Genomic DNA, 17,153 nt, shown 5'->3' with positions numbered 1-17,153 from the left:
AACGACGCCGGGCCGGTCCCCAGAATGGACCCATTCTGGTGACCGGCCCGGCGTCGTACTTGGTGAAATTACGGCAGGTGCCGTTCATCCACGCCGTTGTATTCGCTGAGCGGACGGATCAGGGAGTTCGATCCGAGCTGCTCCATGATGTGTGCGGTCCAGCCGGTGATGCGGCTCGCGACGAACAGCGGGGTGAAGGTGGGGGTGTCGAAGCCCATGAGGTGGTACGTGGGCCCGGCGGGGTAGTCGAGGTTGGGCTTGATCGCCTTGGCCTCGTCCATGGCCTGTTCGAGGCCGTTGTACAGGCCCAGGATCTCGGGCCGGCCGTAGTGGGCGATCATCTTGTCCAGCGCGGCCTTCATGGTGGGCACCCTGGAGTCGCCGTGCTTGTAGACGCGGTGCCCGAATCCCATGACCTTCTTCTTCTGCGCCAAGGCGTGTTCCATCCAGGTCTTCGCACGGGAGGCTGCGTCATCCAGCGATTCCTCGGTGCGGATGCCGATTTCCTCGAACGTGTGCATGACGGCCTCGTTGGCGCCGCCGTGCAGCGGGCCTTTGAGGGCGCCGATCGCCGCGGTGACCGCGGAGTGCAGGTCCGAGAGGGTGGAGGTGACAACGCGGGCAGTGAAGGTGGACGCGTTGAAGGAGTGCTCGGCATAAAGGATCATCGAGACGTTGAACGCCTTGACGACCTCGTCCACCGGGTCCTCGCCGAAGGTCATCCACAGGAAGTTCGCGGAGTAGCCGAGGTCCTCGCGGGGATCCACGACTCCCTGACCGCGCCGGCGGCGCTGGTCGTAGGCGACCACTGCCGGCATGGCGGCGAACAGGTCAATTGCCTTGGTCATGTTGGCCTCGGGCGTGGAAACCTCGGCCAGCGGGTGCCGCGCTCCCAGCACTGAAGCGGCCGTTCGGCAGACATCCATGGGGTGGGCAGTCGTCGGCAGAGTATCGATGACCTGCTTCACTACAGGGTCAAGGGCGCGGCCCGCGCGCTCGCGGGCGGTGAACTCTGCAAGTTCCTCCGACGTGGGCAGTTCACCGTTCCACAGCAGGAAGGCGACTTCCTCGAAACTGCATTTGGCGGCGAGTTCCTGCACGGGGTAGCCGCGGTACAGCAACGAGTTGGTGTCCGGATTGACCTTGGAGATCGCGGTGTAGTCAACCACGACGCCGGCCAGGCCCTTCTTGATCTCTTCAGCTACCATGCTGTCCTCCTTCGTTCATCGGCAAGCACTCCGGACTAGCCGGAGCGCCTGCATCCCTTGGTTGATCCAGTTACCGGCTGAGCCCAGGAACCTGGAAGTTGAAAACGCTCGTGTCGAAGTGGTTGTAGGCCTCGTAGTCCACGAGGTCATAGAGGCGCGCACGGGTGAGCATGTTCTCCACCTGCGCCTCCTGCGTTCCTGTGGCCTTGATCGTTTCCAGCGTACGCTCTGCAGCCCCCATGGCAATGCGGAGCAGGGTGACGGGGTAGATCACCATGTTCACTCCGACGCCCTGGAGCTGTTCCACGGTGAATAGCTCGCTTTTGCCGAACTCGGTCATGTTGGCCAGGATCGGCACATCCACTGCGTCGCGGATGGCTTGGAACTCGGACAGGTCCTTCATGGCTTCGGGGAAGATCGCGTCCGCGCCGGCGTCGACGAGTGCCCGGGCACGTTCCTGGGCGGCCTGGATGCCGTCGACGGCGCGGATGTCGGTCCGGGCCATGATGAGGAAGTTCGGGTCGCGCCGGGCGTCCGCTGCCGCACGGATGCGCTTGGCGGCGGTGTCGGTGTCGACCACGTTCTTGCCGTCGAGGTGCCCGCACCGTTTGGGGTTGAACTGGTCTTCGATATGGCAGCCGGCCAGCCCGGCGTTTTCGAGTTCCTGGATGGTGCGGGCCACGTTCATCGGCTCGCCGAATCCGGTGTCCGCGTCCACGAGGCAGGGGAGTTCGGTCATGCGGGCGATCTGCCCTGCGCGGGTGGCGACCTCGGTGAGGGTGGTGAGTCCGATGTCCGGCAGGCCGAGGTCGTTGGCGAGGACGGCACCGGAGATGTAGACGCCGGGGAAGCCCTTCTCCTCGATCAGGCGTGCCGAGAGCGGGTTGAAGGCGCCGGGGAACTGGGCGATGGTCCCGGAAGCGAGCATCCCGCGCAGGGCGAGGCGCTTCTGCTCCGGGGTGGTGGTGGAGTAGAGCATCTAGAAGAGTCCCTTCGGTGCGGCGGCAAGGTCGATGACGCCGGGGGCGGCGGTGATGTTCAGCTGGTCCAGTTCGCCCGGGCCCAGTTCCGGGAGGCGCTCGACGGCGGCGAGGAACCTCTCGATCTCGGACGCCTCGACCAAACCGGTAGCAAGCGTTCGGAACTTGTTCACGTACTGTTCGCGGGCGAAGGGCCGGGCGCCGAGCGGGTGCGCGTCGGCCACGGCGATCGACTCGGTGATGACGGTGCCGTCGTTGAGTGTGATGACAACGGTGCCGCCGAAGGCCTTTTCCGCGATGTCCAGGGAGTGGTAGCGGCGGGTCCATTCGGGGTCTTCCACGGTGGTGACCTTGTGCCAGAGTTCCACGGTGTCCGGGCGTGCGGCGCGTTCCGGGCTGTAGGAGTCGACGTGGTGCCAGGTGCCGTCCTGCAGGGCCACGGTGAAGATGTACGGGATGGAGTGGTCCAGGGTTTCCCGTGAAGCGGTGGGCGAGTATTTCTGGGGGTCGTTGGCTCCGGACCCGATCACGTAGTGCGTGTGGTGGCTGGTTTTGATCAGGACGTTGGCCACGTTGGCCGGGTCCGTGGCCTCGGGGTGCTCTTTGTGGAGTTTGCGGGCGAGGTCGATCCAGGCCTGGGCCTGGTACTCGGCGGAGTGTTCCTTGGTGTAAGTGTCAAGGATTGCGCGTTTGGGCTCCCCGGCTTCGGGCAGCGGGACCTCGTAGGAGGCGTCCGGGCCGTCCAGCATCCAGGCGATCACGCCGTCTTCGCCTTCGTAGATCGGCACGGGGGAGGTCTGGCCGCGCATGGCCCGGTCCACGGCCTCGACGGCCATCTTGCCGGCGAACGCGGGGGCGTGGGCCTTCCACGTGGAGATTTCACCCTTGCGGGACTGCCGCGTGGCGGTGGTGGTGTGCAGGGCCTGGCCGACGGACTGGAAGATCGTCTCCACATCCAGGCCCAGGAGGGTGCCGATGCCGGCGGCGGCGGACGGGCCGAGGTGGGCTACATGGTCGATCTTGTGCTGGTGCAGGCAGATGGCCTTGACCAGGTTCACCTGGATCTCGTAGCCCGTGGCGATGCCGCGGATCAGGTCCTTGCCGCTGGCCCCGGTGTGCTGGGCCACGGCGAGGATCGGCGGGATGTTGTCGCCCGGGTGGGAGTAGTCCGCAGCCAGGAAGGTGTCGTGGTAGTCGAGTTCTCGGACGGCAACGCCGTTGGCCCAGGCGGCCCACTCGCTCGAGACCCGGTCCGTGATGCCGAAGACCGACGAGCCTTTGCCGTTGGTGGTCGGCGCGTGGGTCAGGGCCTGCGCCCGGGCGGCGATGATCGGGCCACGGTTAAGGGAGGCAACGGCAACGGAGGCATTGTCGATGATCCGGTTGATGATCATGTCGGTGACCTCGGGAGTCACCTCGACGGCGTCGGCGGCAACCGTGGCGATCTTGTGCGCCAGCTGCTCCTCGCGGGGAAGGTTCTCTTCGCTCTTGTAGACGCGGACGTGGTTGTTCTTCACCATGGTGCTCCTTAGTGAGGGGTGTGGGTGGCTTTGACGTGGGAAAGACTGCGGTGCAGATGGACTGTCGTGGCGGCTTCGGCGAGCCGGGGGTTGCCTGCCGCGATGGCTTCGGCGATCGCGGCGTGCTCGGCCGCGGCGGCATGGAGGCGTTCGTCGTCGTCGGCCGCGAGGCGGCGGACCCGCACGAGGTGCACGCGGAGGCTGCGCATGGCCTGGGCGAGGTAGGAATTGGAGATGGCTTCGTCGATCGCTTCGTCGAGCCTTCCCACCAGGGCGTAATAGTCGTGCCGGGAGGGGTCGCTGTCGTTGAGCATCTCCGGTGCCCGGAGGAGCTCGGCGTGGAGTTGCTCGAACACCGCACGTTCACCGCGCACGGCGGCGAGGGCGGCGGCCTTGCCTTCCAGGGTTTCACGCAGCTCGAACAGTTCGTCGATGTCCTCCAGCGAGATATCGGTCACGACGACGCCGCGGCCGCCCGCCGCCGTCGTCAGTCCTTCCGCGCTGAGCCGGCCCAGCGCCTCCCGGACCGGTGTGCGGGACACGCCCAGGCGCTCGGACTGCTCCACTTCCGCGAGGACCGTCCCGGGCGCCAGACGCCACTCAATGATGTCCTCGCGCAGGGCCGCATAGGCTCTCTCGCTGGCACGCATGGACCCTCCTTCGCTGGGTGGACGTCCTCAGTGTATACACAAATGGTGATGAAGCCTAGCTTTTCTGGAGATTACTCGGTCGATGATCGACCTGTGTATACATCTTGGATGGATTGTGGGCTAACTCCGGTTCCAGCGGTATTCGTTCTCCGGCCGACCTGGGGTACCGTATCGCGCATTCCGCGTGACCATTCCGGCGTCGGCCAGGTACTCGAGATAGCGGCGTACGGTGACCCGGGACATCCCAAGGGCGACAGTTGCCTCGCTTGCGGACACGGCCCGGCCAAGGCTGGCCAGGAGGTCTTTGACGGACTCCAGGCTATGGGCCGAAAGGCCCTTGGGCAGTGGGACTTCGGTGGGCGCGCGGAGACTGGCAAACGCCTGGTCCACATCGCTTTGCGATGCTCCACTCGCCCGGGCGCCTGACGCCGGTGCGGCGAGTTGCTCGCGGAAGGTGCGGTAGCTGGCGAGTTTGTCCGCGAACGTTGCGAACGTGAACGGTTTGATAAGGTACTGCACCACGCCGATCGACACCGCGCTGCGGACAATGTTCACTTCCCTGACGGCGGTGATGGCGATGATGTCCGCAAGGAGTCCCGAAGCGCGCATTCGGCGGGCAACATCCAGTCCGTGCAGATCCGGCAGGTTCATGTCCAGCAGGACGAGGTCCACCGGCTGGCCGGCAACGGCGAATTCGTTCAGTAGCCGCAGGGCCGACTGTCCGTCCGGGGCCGTTCCCGCGACGGTGAAACCGTCGATTCGGCCGACGTAGACGCCATGGGCATCGGCCGCGATGGGTTCGTCCTCGACAACGAGGACGCGGATTTCGGTCATTCGGCTTCTTTCCTGGAGTCCGGCGCGGGGAGCGCCACGCGGAAGAACGCACCGCCCAAGGCGCTCGTGGATTCGCTGATGGACAGCGTACCGCCAAGCCGCTGAACTGCTTGCCGGACCAAGGCCAGGCCCACGCCGCGGGAAGGAGCTCCGGGTTGACCCGCCTGGCCGATGCCGGCGGCCTTGGTGCTGAATCCGTATTGCCAGACGTCGTCCACGATGCCGGGATCGATGCCGTGGCCGGAATCGGCCACCGTGAACGTGGTTCCATCAGGTCCGGATTCGATGTCCAGTTCAACTTTGCGCGGCGGGGGAGCGGCAGCGGCGGCGTCGAGCGCGTTGTCCAGCAGGTTTCCCAAAATGGTCACGAGGTCCTGGACGGCGAGGCCCCGTAGGCCGTCCCCGCCGGTCACCGTGACAGTCAGCTCCGCTCCGCGTTCGTGCGCCTCGGCGGACTTTCCCATGATGAGCGCACTCAGGACAGGCTCGTCCACCGATGCCACGAGGTGGTCGGTCAGCTGCTGACTCAGTTCAAGGTCCTTGGTGGCAAAGTCCAAGGCGTCGGTGGTCCGCCCGAGCTCCATGAGGGACACGATGGTGTGCAGGCGGTTGGCGTGTTCGTGGGTCTGGGCCCGCAATGCGTCAGACAGGGTCTTCATTGTTTCGAGTTCACTGCCGAGGGACTCGATTTCCGTCCTGTCCCGGAGCGTGGCAACGGTCCCGAACACGGCAGGTCTCTGCCGACCCCTCATTCCGGGCGGTCCCACGGCGGGCGCCTGGTTCACCACCAGGATCCTGGACCCCGTGAGGTGGATTTCGTCGTGTGCCGTCCGGCCGGACTCGAAGAGCCCGTGGAGGCTGGGCTCCAGGGGCAGATCCGCAAGGCGAGGTGCGGCTCCCGCGGCGGGATCGACGTCGGACCTTTCCAGTCCCAGCAAATCCGCGGCCTGGTCGTTGTACATGACCACACGGCCGCCCGTATCGATCAGGACCACGCCTTCGCGAACCGAATGCAGGACCGACTCGTAATACGCGAACAATTGCGCCAATTGCTCCGGTCCCCAGCCCCGGGTGACCGAACGCAGGTAACGGCCCAGCAGCCCGGAGGCGAGGGAGCCTCCAGCGAGCATGGCCAGGGAGAAGGCGATGATCGTCGTGAGCCGGGCTGACACCGCGACGTCCACCGTCCGCACCGTGACACCCGCCGCCACGAGTGCCCGGACCTTTCCGGAGGAATCCTCCACAGGAACGATGGTGCGGACGGAAGGGCCGAGCGTACCGGCAGTGACCTCAGTGAAGGTCTGCCCGTGCAGGGCAGGATCGATGGTGCCGATATACGGTTTGCCGATTTCGTCGGGGTTCGCATGGGTCCAGCGCGTCCGGTCCGGGGCCATGATGGTGATGAAGTCGGTATGGGCGTTAGCCATGACCATCTGGGCGTAAGGCTGCAGGGCGGCGGACGGATTCGGCGTACCGGCTGCCTGAAGGACGAGGGGGTTGGCTGCGATCGCCGCGGCCACCGCCTGCATTCGCTGGCCGGCGTCGTTGTAGGCCCGGTCCCTCGCGTCCACAAACGCCACCGTTCCGACGATCGCAGTGAGCGCCAAGATGAACAGCAGATTTGCCACAAAGAGTCTCCGGGCAATGCTCCAGCGTCGGATCTCGTGCTCCTTTCTGCGGGCCATCCTGTGACCAATATGAACGCAACAGTGATACATGTCACGCCGCGCCTAATGATGGGTATCACAGCAGAGCGGCGCAGGGACATTTTGCAGGGACCACGGCGCTTTCCAGAGTATCTATAAGGAGCAAAGCCATGACCTCTCAAAGAGGAGAGATTGCACCCGCCAAGACCGGGCGCAAGGGGCTGGACAAGTCGCATTACCTCTACATCGCCGTGATCGCCGCAGTAGTACTGGGCGCAGTCGTCGGGCTGCTTTTCCCCGAAGTGGGTAAATCCCTCAAGCCTTTGGGTGACGGCTTCATCAAGCTCATCAAGATGATGATCGCCCCCGTGATTTTCTGCACGATCGTCCTGGGCATCGGATCGATCGCCAAGGCAGCCACTGTTGGCAAAGTCGGCGGCCTCGCACTCATCTACTTCCTGGTGATGTCAACGTTCGCGCTCGCGATCGGTTTAGTAGTCGGCAACATCATCCACCCGGGTGAAGGCCTGAAGCTGATCCCGTACGACCCCAATGCGAAGGCCGCCACGAACAGCACCGCCGACTTCCTGCTGGGCATCATCCCGGGAGACATTCCCGTCCTGCCGACGCTCCTGGCCGCTATCTTGGTGGGCTTCGCGCTGCAGCGCATGGGCTCCCAGGGCCAGCCGGTACTCAGGGCCATCCAGCACGGGCAGGCACTCGTCTTCCGAATCCTCATCATGATCATGTGGCTGGCTCCCGTCGGCGCCTTCGGCGCCATCGCCGCAGTGGTCGGTGCCACCGGGGTCAAGGCAATTTTCGGCATGCTCACCCTGATGGTTGCCTTCTACATCACCTGCGCGCTGTTCATCGTCGTGGTGCTCGGCACCTTGCTGCGGGTGGTTGCCGGCGTCAGCATCTTCCAGCTGATGAAGTACCTGGCCCGCGAGTACCTGCTCATCTTCTCCACCTCATCCTCCGAAGCGGCGCTGCCGAGGCTCATTGCCAAGATGGAGCACCTCGGCGTTTCCAAGCCGGTTGTCGGTGTCACGGTGCCTACGGGCTACTCCTTCAACCTGGATGGAACTGCCATCTACCTGACCATGGCCTCGCTGTTCGTCGCCAACGCCATGGGTATCCCGCTGGACCTGGGTGCCCAGGTATCGCTGCTGGTCTTCATGATCATTGCGTCCAAGGGAGCGGCAGGCGTTTCCGGTGCCGGCCTGGCCACCCTCGCTGCGGGCCTGCAGGCACACCGGCCCGAATTGCTGGGCGGAGTCGGCATGATCGTCGGCATCGACCGTTTCATGTCGGAAGCCCGCGCCCTGACCAACTTCACGGGCAACGCCGTCGCCACCGTGCTGATCGGTACCTGGGTCAAGGAAATCGACCGCAACCAGGTCACCAACGTCCTCTCCGGTGCGACGCCGTTCGACGAGCTGACCATGATCAGCCACCACGCTGAACCCGAAGTGAAAGAGGCCGTGGCCGCTTAGTCCGGCACGCTGTTTCGAAGCATCCACGCAGGCAAGGCAGGAACCCGTCAGGGGGACCTGCCTTGCCTGCTTTTTATTGGCACCGCGAACCAACCTTCTACCTCAGCTAGAAGGTAAAGGCTCAAACTGCGGGCAATGTCAAGTTCCGAAGAATGCCGTGTCGGGCGCTGTAGCCTAGGTGGGGAGCAGTGCTGGTGCTGGAGACAGCCGCAGGAAATGACCGTCGTGGAGAGAGTGGATAGATACGTGAGCAGCGAACGGGGAACGACTACGCTGGAGGGCACGGATTTCGATCTGGAAGACGCCGTCATGGGGCCCACGGGCCGCCCGCACCGCGACTTCCCGGAGCCCGCGCCACTGGCCTCCCATGGCCCGGCCCGCGTCATCGCCATGGTCAACCAAAAGGGCGGCGTGGGCAAGACCACGTCAACCATCAACCTCGCCGCTGCGCTCGCAGAATACGGCCGTCGCGTCCTGCTCGTCGACTTCGATCCGCAGGGAGCCCTTTCCGCGGGGCTGGGAACGAACCCGCACGAGCTCGACCTCACCGTGTACAACGTCCTGATGGACCGCAAAGTGGACATCCGCGACGCCATCCAGAAGACCGGCGTCGAAGGCATCGACCTCCTGCCGGCGAACATCGACCTCTCCGCCGCGGAGGTCCAGCTGGTCAACGAGGTAGCCCGCGAGCAAGTGCTGGACCGCGCGCTCAAGAGCGTCGAGGACGACTATGACGTGGTGCTCATCGACTGCCAGCCGTCCCTTGGCCTCCTCACGGTCAATGCCCTGACGGCTGCGCACGGCGTCATCATCCCGCTGATCTGCGAATTCTTCGCCCTCCGCGCGGTGGCACTGCTTGTCGAAACGATCGAAAAGGTGCAGGACCGGTTGAACCCGCGCCTGCAGGTGGACGGCGTGCTCGCCACGATGTACGACGCCCGCACCCTGCACAGCCGCGAAGTCATTTCGAGGCTCGTGGAGGCGTTCGGGGACAAAGTCTTCGAGACCGTCATCAAGCGTTCCATCAAGTTCGCCGACGCCACGGTTGCCGCGGAGCCCATCACCAGCTACGCCGGAAACCACATCGGCGCCGATGCCTACCGCCGCTTGGCCAAGGAACTGATTTCGCGCGGCGGCGCACCCTAGCCCGCGTGGCAGAACCGCTCACCCCGGGAGCCTCGCCTTCGGGACGGAAGGCCGGCTTTGAGGTCCGGCTGGCGAACTTTACCGGCCCCTTCGATCTCCTGCTCGGCCTGATCTCCAAACACAAGCTGGACATCACCGAAGTTGCGCTGGCCACCGTCACGGATGAGTTCATCAAGTACATCCGGCGCCTGCAGGAACTGGGCGAGGACTGGGCTCTGGACGAAGCCAGCGAATTCCTGGTCATCGCCGCAACCCTCCTGGACCTCAAGGCCGCAAGGCTCCTGCCAGCCGGCGAAGTCGAAGATGCGGAGGACATTGCCTTGTTGGAGGCCCGGGATCTCCTCTTCGCCCGGCTCCTGCAGTACAAGGCTTTCAAGCAAGTGGCCGCGATCATGTCCGGCACCCTGGAGTCCGAAGCCCGGCGCTTCCCGCGGCAAGTTGCGTTGGAAGGGCATTTCGCGGCGATGCTGCCCGAACTGATTTGGCGCCACACGCCGGAGCAATTCGCCGCGCTTGCGGCCAAGACCCTGGCGCCGAAGGACAACACGCCCGAGGAAGTCGGGCTCGACCACCTTCACGGATCACCCGTCAGTGTGAAGGAACAAGCCGAGATCATCGGGTACCGCCTGCAGCGCGGCCAGCCACAATCCTTCAGGGCCCTTATTGCCGACGCCGAGTCCACGCTTGTTGTCGTAGCCCGGTTCCTGGCACTACTCGAGTTGTTCCGCGACCGCGTGGTGGCGTTTGATCAACCGGGTCCGCTCGCCGAACTGACCGTCCGCTGGACAGGGCGCCCAGAAGGCTGGAGCAGCGACAGCTTGAGAGATGAGTATGAGCAGATCGACAAGGGAGAGGAACCGCTGTGAGCGAGCAGGAAACGGACGGGGACGGCCTCGCCGAGCTTGAAGCCCTGCCCGGTGGCGCCCGCGCGGCACTGGAAGCCGTCCTGATGGTGATCGACCACCCGGCCACCGCGGAAGAGCTCGCTGCCGGGCTCAACGTGACAGTCGCCGTCGTCGAGGATTTACTGGAGGGACTGCGGCAGGAGTATAGCGGCTATACTGTTAAAGCCCCGGGCAGGGACGCTGATGACTTGCGCACTGATGCAAGTGCCAGCGCTGCACCCCGGGGTTTTGAGTTGCGGAACGTTGCCGGAGGGTGGCGGATCTATTCACGCGCGGATTTTGCCGACGTCGTGGGCAGGTTCGTTCTCGAAGGCCAGACCGCGCGGCTGACGCAGGCAGCCCTTGAAACCATGGCGGTCATCGCGTACCGGCAGCCGGTTTCCAGGGCCAGGGTGTCGGCCATCCGCGGCGTCAATGTCGATTCAGTCGTTCGGACCCTTGTCCAACGCGGGCTGATCGAGGACTCAGGTACCGATCCTGAATCGGGGGCGATCCTTTACCGGACCACCTCGTACTTCCTCGAACGGATGGGCATTGGCTCGGTGGCGGAACTGCCTCAATTGTCCCCCCACCTTCCGGGGCTGGAGGGCATCGAGGAGTTCTTCGACGCCGAACGCATGTAGTCGCGGGAAACCCGGCCGCAGGCAAGCTAAACAACTCAATATTGCAAGGATCTACAAACGCCCGGCTAGTAGCGGGCAGACACACAGGACAGATATTCTCTGTCCGGCTGGCTTACGTTGAGAAAGAACAAGCCGGCCACCATAACAAAAGGACGGGTCATGACACAGGCGGGACGCCAGGGTTCACCACGTAATAGTTCGGGACGAAACACTTCCGGACGCAACGAGTCGCAAGACTCAGGCCGCAACAACGCAGGCCGCAGCAGTGCCGGCCGCGCAGGAGGCAGCAGCTTTGGTGCCGGCCGGGGTGGCGCAAGCCGTGCCGGTGGCGCCTCCGGAGGTAGCAAGCGCAGCTTCTCCCCGGGCGGAGAGCGCCCCTTCAAGCCCACGCGTCCGCGTGAAGAACGCCCCTTCGATCCGGACAATCCCACCTCGGCCGGAGGCTACGAGCGTCGTGAAGACGCGAGGCCAGCCAAGGCCCCCCGCAAGCCAGGCTCCAACAAGCCCGGCTTCGGCAAGGCGCCGGGCACGCCGGGCGCATTGAAGCCCAAGACAAGCACCAAGAAACAGTACGCTTCCCGCGCCTTCGGCAGCGAGCGCTTCGGCCAGAACCTTGGACCGATCCGCAAGCCCCGCGGCCGCCGCGGCGAGGTGGCACAGTCCGAGCAGCACGACGCCGATGGCGTGCGCCTTCAGAAGGTCATGGCCCAGGCCGGCGTGGCTTCCCGCCGCGTGTGCGAGGAAATGATCGAAGAAGGCCGCGTCGAGGTCAACGGCCAGCTCACCACCGAGCTTGGCATGCGCGTCGACCCCGCCACTGCCGTGATCCACGTCGACGGCATCCGCATCCAGCTCGATGACACCATGCTCTACATGGTGTTCAACAAGCCCAAGGGTGTCGTTTCCACGATGGAAGATCCCGAAGGCCGTCCCTGCATCAGCGACTTCCTCAAGTCCGCCAAGAACAAGGGCGAGCGTCTCTTCCACGTCGGCCGTCTTGACGTCGCCACCGAGGGCCTGCTGCTGCTGACCAACGACGGCGAACTCGCCAACCGCTTGACGCACCCGTCATACGAGGTGCCCAAGACGTACCTGGTACAGGTCCGCGGTCCGTTCCCGCAGGGCGTCGGCGCGCAGTTGAAGGCCGGCATCGAGCTCGAAGACGGCATCGCGTCCGTCGACTCGTTCAAGCTCGTGGATTCCACTCCGGGCCACGTGCTGATCGAGGTTGTGCTGCACTCCGGCAAGAACCGTATTGTCCGCCGCTTGTTCGAAGCCGTGGGTTTCCCCGTGCTTCGCCTCGTGCGCGTCAAGATCGGTCCCATCGGCCTGGGCGACCAGCGCCAGGGCAGCATCCGCAACCTCGGCAAGCAGGAAGTCGGACACCTCCTGGCCTCCGTAGGACTGTAAGGCATGTCGGCATTCCACTCGCACGGCCGGGGCCACCTTGACGGCCCGGTGGTCGTTTTCGGCACCGGCCTGCTCGGAGCCAGCATCGGTCTCGGCCTGCGCGGCCGGGGTGTCTCCGTGTTCCTTTCGGACCCGTCGCCAACCAACCAGGCCGTGGCCGTGGATATCGGAGCGGGCCGGCCTCTGTCCGAGCTTGGGAACCCACCCCAGCTGGTTGTTGTCGCGGCACCGCCGGATGTGACGGCCGACGTCGTCGAGCGTGCCCTGGGTGAATACCCGGAGGCCGTTGTGGTGGACATTGCCAGCGTCAAGCTGGCCATCCAAGCCGAGCTCCGTGGCCGTGGAGTGGACATGTCCCGCTACGTCGGGACGCACCCGATGGCGGGGCGCGAGAAATCCGGGCCCGTCGCGGCCCGGGGCGAGCTCTTCACGTCCATGCCTTGGGTCCTTTGCCCGTCCGACGAGACCAGCGCCGACGCGCTTCAGACTGCACGTTCCCTTGCCGGTGACCTGGGGGCAATAGTCTCCCAGTTCACGGCGGAGGAACACGATGAAGCCGTTGCTTTGGTGTCGCATTTGCCCCAGGTGATGTCTTCGCTTCTCGCCAGTCGCCTGCAGGGAACACCGCTTCACGCGCTGTCCCTGGCCGGCAACGGGCTGCGGGACACCACAAGGATTGCTGCCAGCGATCCCACCCTTTGGGTGCAGATCCTTGGCAACAACGCTGCCAAGGTGGTGGATATCCTCCATGGTGTCCGTGAAGACCTCAACCGCTTGATCGGTACCCTGGAGGATCCCACGGCCCCCGGGGCCCGCCTGGATCTTGCCCAGCTCATCAGTGAGGGCAACGCCGGGCAGGCCAGGATCCCAGGAAAGCATGGCGGACCCCCGCAGGCATATTCATGGCTTACAGTTCTGGTAGACGACCGGCCCGGGCAGATCGCCAGGCTGTTGACGGAGATCGGTGATATCGGCGTCAACGTTGAAGACCTCCGCTTGGATCACTCGTCCGGGCAGAACGTTGGCATGGTGGAACTTTCCGTTATGCCCAACAAGCACGACCTCCTTGTTGAAGCCTTGACCGACCGTGGATGGCGGGTACTCCAGTAATGAAACGTGAACTTTTCGGCCCGGAGACCGTCGTACGTCCGGGAAAGCCGCTCGTTGTCGCCATCGACGGCCCGTCCGGCTCCGGCAAGTCCAGTGTCAGCAAGGAAGTTGCCCGGCGCTTGAAGCTCGCCTATCTGGACACGGGTGCGATGTACCGTGCGTTGACCTGGTACTGCCTCAAGACCGGCATCGACCTCGCCGACGGTGCCGCCGTCGAGCAGGCCTCAAAGGATCTGCCGCTGGAACTCAGCACGAGCGCGAACGCCGAATACGTCAGTGTTGCCGGAGTGGACATCACGGAGGAAATCCGAGAGCCGAGGATCTCCTCGTCGGTCAGCGCGGTGGCAACCACCCTGGGTGCCCGCAACGAATTGATCCGTCGCCAGCGCCAGCTGATCGAACAGCACCACCGCCGCATGGTGGTGGAAGGACGGGATATCACTACCGTCGTCGCGCCCAATGCGGAGGTCCGCATGTTGCTGACCGCCAGCGAGGAAGCCCGGCTGCGGCGCCGCGGCCTCCAGTTGGGCGGAACGCAGACCCAGGAGCAGCTCGCCGCCCAAGTGATCCACCGCGATGCCAAGGACTCCACTGTGGTGAACTTCACTCAAGCAGCCGACGGCGTCGTGACCCTGGATTCCTCGGACCTGGATTTCGAAGAGACGGTCGAAACGGCTCTGAGCATTGTGGGCAAGGTCATCTACGGTGACTGAAGCCCGGCTCCCGGCACGCTGGACCATGATGTGGAGCCGGCCTGTTGGCTGGCTGTTGGATCATGCCTTGTACCGGACCGCGATCACGGGACGCTCCAATGTTCCCAAGTCCGGCCCGGTCATTTTCGCGGGCAACCACATCAGTTTCCTCGACGGGCCGGTGATGTTCGGCGCGGCTCCACGGCCCATGCACATCCTGGTCAAGAAAGAGATGTTCAAGGGTTTCCTGGGAAAAGTTCTTCGTGCCTCGGGGCAGATTTCCATCGACCGTTCGGGCGATCGCGCGGCGCTCCAGCTTGGAAAGCAAGTGCTCGACGCCGGCCGTTGCGTGGGGATTCTCCCCGAAGGAACGCGGGGGAGCGGCACCGCCGGCAATATCAGCAACGGCGTCGCATGGCTCGCGTTGATGTCAGGGGCCACAGTGATTCCCGTGGCCATCCTCGGAACGCGGATCGGAGATGAACATCGCGATTCCATTCCGAGGCTGCGCCGCCGCCTGCACGTCAGTTTCGGAGCCCCCTTGAATGTGACCCGCAGAAATGGCGAGTCGGGGCGTGTTTCAATGGACAGGGCGGCTGCGGAGATCCGCGCTGCGCTGGCTGGACACGTCCAGGATGCCGTCAAGACCACCGGTCAGTCCCTTCCGGGGGACTAAATGAACCGGCCCACAGCCAATGCAGCACCGCCAAGAAGAAGTAGCCGGGACGCCGGCAGATCACCACTAAGGAAAGTGCAATGAGCGATACGACTCACAAATCCGGCAACATCGGAGCCGGCGACGACGAATACACGCCCACCGGCACCGACCAGGTGGCTGAAAACCTCGCCGCCTTGGACGACGACGAAGCCGAACTCCGCGCAGCCTCCCTCCGGGCAGGCCTGGAAGACTATGACCTCGACGAGGACGACGCCGCCCTGCTGAGCGGGCTTTACGACGATGAAGGCGAAGACGGTCCCCTCAAGCTGGACCCGGTCCTGGCCATCATTGGCCGCCCCAACGTCGGCAAGTCCACGCTGGTGAACCGCATCCTCGGCCGCCGCGAGGCCGTCGTCGAGGACACCCCGGGCGTTACCCGTGACCGTGTCATGTACTCGGCACACTGGAACGGCCGAAACTTCACGCTCGTGGACACCGGTGGCTGGGAGCACGACGCGAGGGGCATCCACGCCCGGGTCGCCGAGCAGGCCGAGATGGCCGTGGAACTGGCTGACGCCGTGCTCTTCGTGGTGGACTCAGCCGTTGGCGCCACTGCCACGGACGAAGGTGTCATGAAGATGCTGCGCAAGTCCAAGAAGCCGGTCATCATGGTGGCCAACAAGGTTGACGACTTTGCGCAGGAAGCCGACTCGGCAACGCTTTGGGGCCTTGGCTTCGGCGAGCCGTACCCGGTGTCCGCTCTCCATGGCCGCGGCGTTGCCGACCTCCTGGACCACGTCATGGACACCCTGCCCGAGTTCTCCACGGTGGAAGGCGTCGAGCGTTCAGGCGGTCCCCGCCGCATCGCCCTCATCGGCCGTCCGAACGTCGGTAAGTCCTCGTTGCTGAACAAGCTTGCCGGCTCCGAGCGCGTGGTCGTTGATCCCCTCGCCGGGACCACCCGCGACCCCGTGGACGAATTCATCGAACTGGGCGGCCGCACCTGGCGCTTCGTGGACACTGCAGGCATCCGCCGCCGTCAGCACATGGCCCAGGGCGCGGACTTCTACGCTTCCCTGCGTACGCAGGCCGCGCTCGAAAAGGCGGAGGTCGCCGTCGTGCTCCTGGCCGTTGACGAGGTGCTCAGCGAGCAGGACGTGCGTATCCTGCAGCTCGCCATCGAGTCGGGCCGCGCGCTGGTCCTCGCGTTCAACAAGTGGGATCTGCTCGACGACGAACGTCGCCGCTACCTCGAACGTGAAATCGAGCAGGACCTGGCACACGTTGAATGGGCCCCGCGCGTCAACATCTCCGCGAAGACCGGCTGGCACAAGGACCGTCTGGTGCCCGCACTGGACCTTGCCTTGGAGAGCTGGGACAAGCGCATCCCCACGGGACGCCTCAACGCGTTCCTGGGCGAGCTCGTGGCTGCCCACCCGCACCCGGTCCGCGGCGGCAAGCAGCCGCGCATCCTGTTCGGCACCCAGGCGTCCAGCCGCCCGCCGAAGTTCGTGCTCTTCACCACGGGCTTCCTGGACCCCGGATACCGCCGGTTCATCACTCGCCGGCTGCGCGAAACCTTTGGCTTCGACGGCACGCCGATCGAGGTCAACATGCGCGTCCGCGAAAAGCGCGGCAAGAAGCGCTAATTGAGACGCGCATCACAGATGACACCCGCCAAGGTGTCATTGAGAACCTCGAACATCGTGTAAGCTTTTTGAGGTGGTTCGGCCGGACTGCTTAGGTGAAAACCTAGGCGGAGAACGGCAGGACTGACGGGCTGTAGCGCAGCTTGGTAGCGCACTTGACTGGGGGTCAAGGGGTCGCAGGTTCAAATCCTGTCAGCCCGACCGCAAGGTCTGGATAGCAAAAGTCCCGGGAATCGTATGGTTCCCGGGACTTTTGCGTTTAAGCGTTGTGTGGCAGCGAGTGCGCGTTGGATTCTGCTGCTCGGATGGGATCGTCAGCGCTCGGATTTCGGATTCTGCTCAATCATTCGAATGGACAAATTCCGGGTCCGCGGAATCTCGGGGCCAGCAACGTCGGCGAAGGGAATGATCCAGCAGAATCCGACGGTGTTCGGGGGTCGACCGTCTTCGAAGAGCGTGATCCAGCAGAATCGACGCCGCCCCCGCGATTCTCTCCGGACCTGAGCTCACCGTGCTGACCTTGTTTGGAGGGCCAGAGCGTTGACACGACGTGACTCGCCGTGTCGTAAGCGTTTTCTCAGCCGGCAAGGAATCGATAGGGCCACGACAGCTTATGGAAACAAGAT

Annotated in this window: 14 protein-coding genes, 1 tRNA gene and 1 pseudogene; 10 read left to right on the top strand and 6 right to left on the bottom strand. The window is 64.5% G+C overall.

Annotation, left to right across the window (positions count from 1 at the left end; all coding sequences use genetic code 11):
- Positions 1-68: 68 nt before the first annotated feature.
- From ACSVHC_RS02815 to ACSVHC_RS02790, 6 genes and pseudogenes are all read right to left on the bottom strand, one after another.
- Complete coding sequence (locus ACSVHC_RS02815; protein ID WP_437773172.1) at positions 69-1,208, bottom strand: bifunctional 2-methylcitrate synthase/citrate synthase; 1,140 nt, start codon at positions 1,206-1,208, stop codon at positions 69-71.
- A gap of 70 nt (positions 1,209-1,278) precedes the next feature.
- Positions 1,279-2,187, bottom strand: a complete 909-nt coding sequence (gene prpB, locus ACSVHC_RS02810; RefSeq protein WP_437773173.1) for a methylisocitrate lyase — start codon at positions 2,185-2,187, stop codon at positions 1,279-1,281.
- Positions 2,188-3,708 carry an MmgE/PrpD family protein gene (locus ACSVHC_RS02805; RefSeq protein WP_437773174.1) on the bottom strand — a complete coding sequence of 507 codons (1,521 nt, stop codon included), beginning with the start codon at positions 3,706-3,708 and terminating at the stop codon, positions 2,188-2,190.
- Positions 3,704-4,358 (bottom strand): annotated as a pseudogene (locus tag ACSVHC_RS02800) (GntR family transcriptional regulator); the annotation flags it as partial. The pseudogene ACSVHC_RS02800 and the gene ACSVHC_RS02805, both read right to left, overlap by 5 nt.
- Before the next feature lie 120 nt (positions 4,359-4,478).
- On the bottom strand, positions 4,479-5,192 hold the full coding sequence (locus ACSVHC_RS02795; RefSeq protein ID WP_345446996.1) for a response regulator: 714 nt from the start codon (positions 5,190-5,192) through the stop codon (positions 4,479-4,481).
- Positions 5,189-6,877 (bottom strand): sensor histidine kinase, encoded by a 1,689-nt coding sequence (locus ACSVHC_RS02790; RefSeq protein ID WP_437773175.1) that lies wholly within the window; start codon positions 6,875-6,877, stop codon positions 5,189-5,191. The genes ACSVHC_RS02795 and ACSVHC_RS02790 overlap by 4 nt, the downstream gene beginning before the upstream one ends.
- 131 nt (positions 6,878-7,008) lie before the next feature.
- Between ACSVHC_RS02790 and ACSVHC_RS02785 the strand changes: the two genes are divergently transcribed.
- From ACSVHC_RS02785 to ACSVHC_RS02740, 10 genes are all read left to right on the top strand, one after another.
- Positions 7,009-8,334, top strand: a complete 1,326-nt coding sequence (locus ACSVHC_RS02785) for a cation:dicarboxylate symporter family transporter (RefSeq protein ID WP_437773176.1) — start codon at positions 7,009-7,011, stop codon at positions 8,332-8,334.
- A 246-nt stretch (positions 8,335-8,580) separates the two neighbouring features.
- Complete coding sequence (locus tag ACSVHC_RS02780; protein ID WP_345446988.1) at positions 8,581-9,480, top strand: ParA family protein; 900 nt, start codon at positions 8,581-8,583, stop codon at positions 9,478-9,480.
- A 5-nt stretch (positions 9,481-9,485) separates the two neighbouring features.
- Complete coding sequence (locus ACSVHC_RS02775) at positions 9,486-10,346, top strand: segregation and condensation protein A (protein ID WP_437773177.1); 861 nt, start codon at positions 9,486-9,488, stop codon at positions 10,344-10,346.
- Entirely contained in the window at positions 10,343-11,008 is a 666-nt protein-coding gene (gene scpB, locus ACSVHC_RS02770; protein WP_437773178.1) for an SMC-Scp complex subunit ScpB, read from the top strand. The genes ACSVHC_RS02775 and scpB overlap by 4 nt, the downstream gene beginning before the upstream one ends.
- A gap of 159 nt (positions 11,009-11,167) precedes the next feature.
- Positions 11,168-12,418, top strand: a complete 1,251-nt coding sequence (locus ACSVHC_RS02765; protein WP_437773179.1) for a pseudouridine synthase — start codon at positions 11,168-11,170, stop codon at positions 12,416-12,418.
- 3 nt (positions 12,419-12,421) lie between these two features.
- Positions 12,422-13,528, top strand: a complete 1,107-nt coding sequence (locus ACSVHC_RS02760) for a prephenate dehydrogenase (RefSeq protein ID WP_439180573.1) — start codon at positions 12,422-12,424, stop codon at positions 13,526-13,528.
- Positions 13,528-14,241, top strand: coding sequence for a (d)CMP kinase (cmk, locus tag ACSVHC_RS02755; RefSeq protein WP_437773181.1), 714 nt, complete (start codon positions 13,528-13,530; stop codon positions 14,239-14,241). Before ACSVHC_RS02760 ends, cmk begins: the two co-directional genes overlap by 1 nt.
- The gene (locus ACSVHC_RS02750) at positions 14,234-14,896 is read left to right on the top strand and encodes a lysophospholipid acyltransferase family protein (RefSeq protein ID WP_437773182.1); all 663 of its coding nucleotides are present in this window, start codon (positions 14,234-14,236) and stop codon (positions 14,894-14,896) included. The genes cmk and ACSVHC_RS02750 overlap by 8 nt, the downstream gene beginning before the upstream one ends.
- Positions 14,897-14,976: 80 nt before the next feature.
- Positions 14,977-16,527: a ribosome biogenesis GTPase Der gene (gene der / locus ACSVHC_RS02745; RefSeq protein WP_078105603.1), complete on the top strand. Its 1,551-nt coding sequence runs from the start codon at positions 14,977-14,979 to the stop codon at positions 16,525-16,527.
- A 127-nt stretch (positions 16,528-16,654) separates the two neighbouring features.
- A tRNA-Pro gene (locus ACSVHC_RS02740) sits at positions 16,655-16,728 on the top strand.
- The last annotated feature ends 425 nt before the right edge of the window (positions 16,729-17,153 follow it).

Source organism: Arthrobacter sp. KNU-44 (genome assembly GCF_051843155.1).
GTDB lineage: Bacteria > Actinomycetota > Actinomycetes > Actinomycetales > Micrococcaceae > Arthrobacter.
Note: the sequence above shows the minus strand (reverse complement) of the source record. Positions and strands in the feature narration are given on the sequence as shown.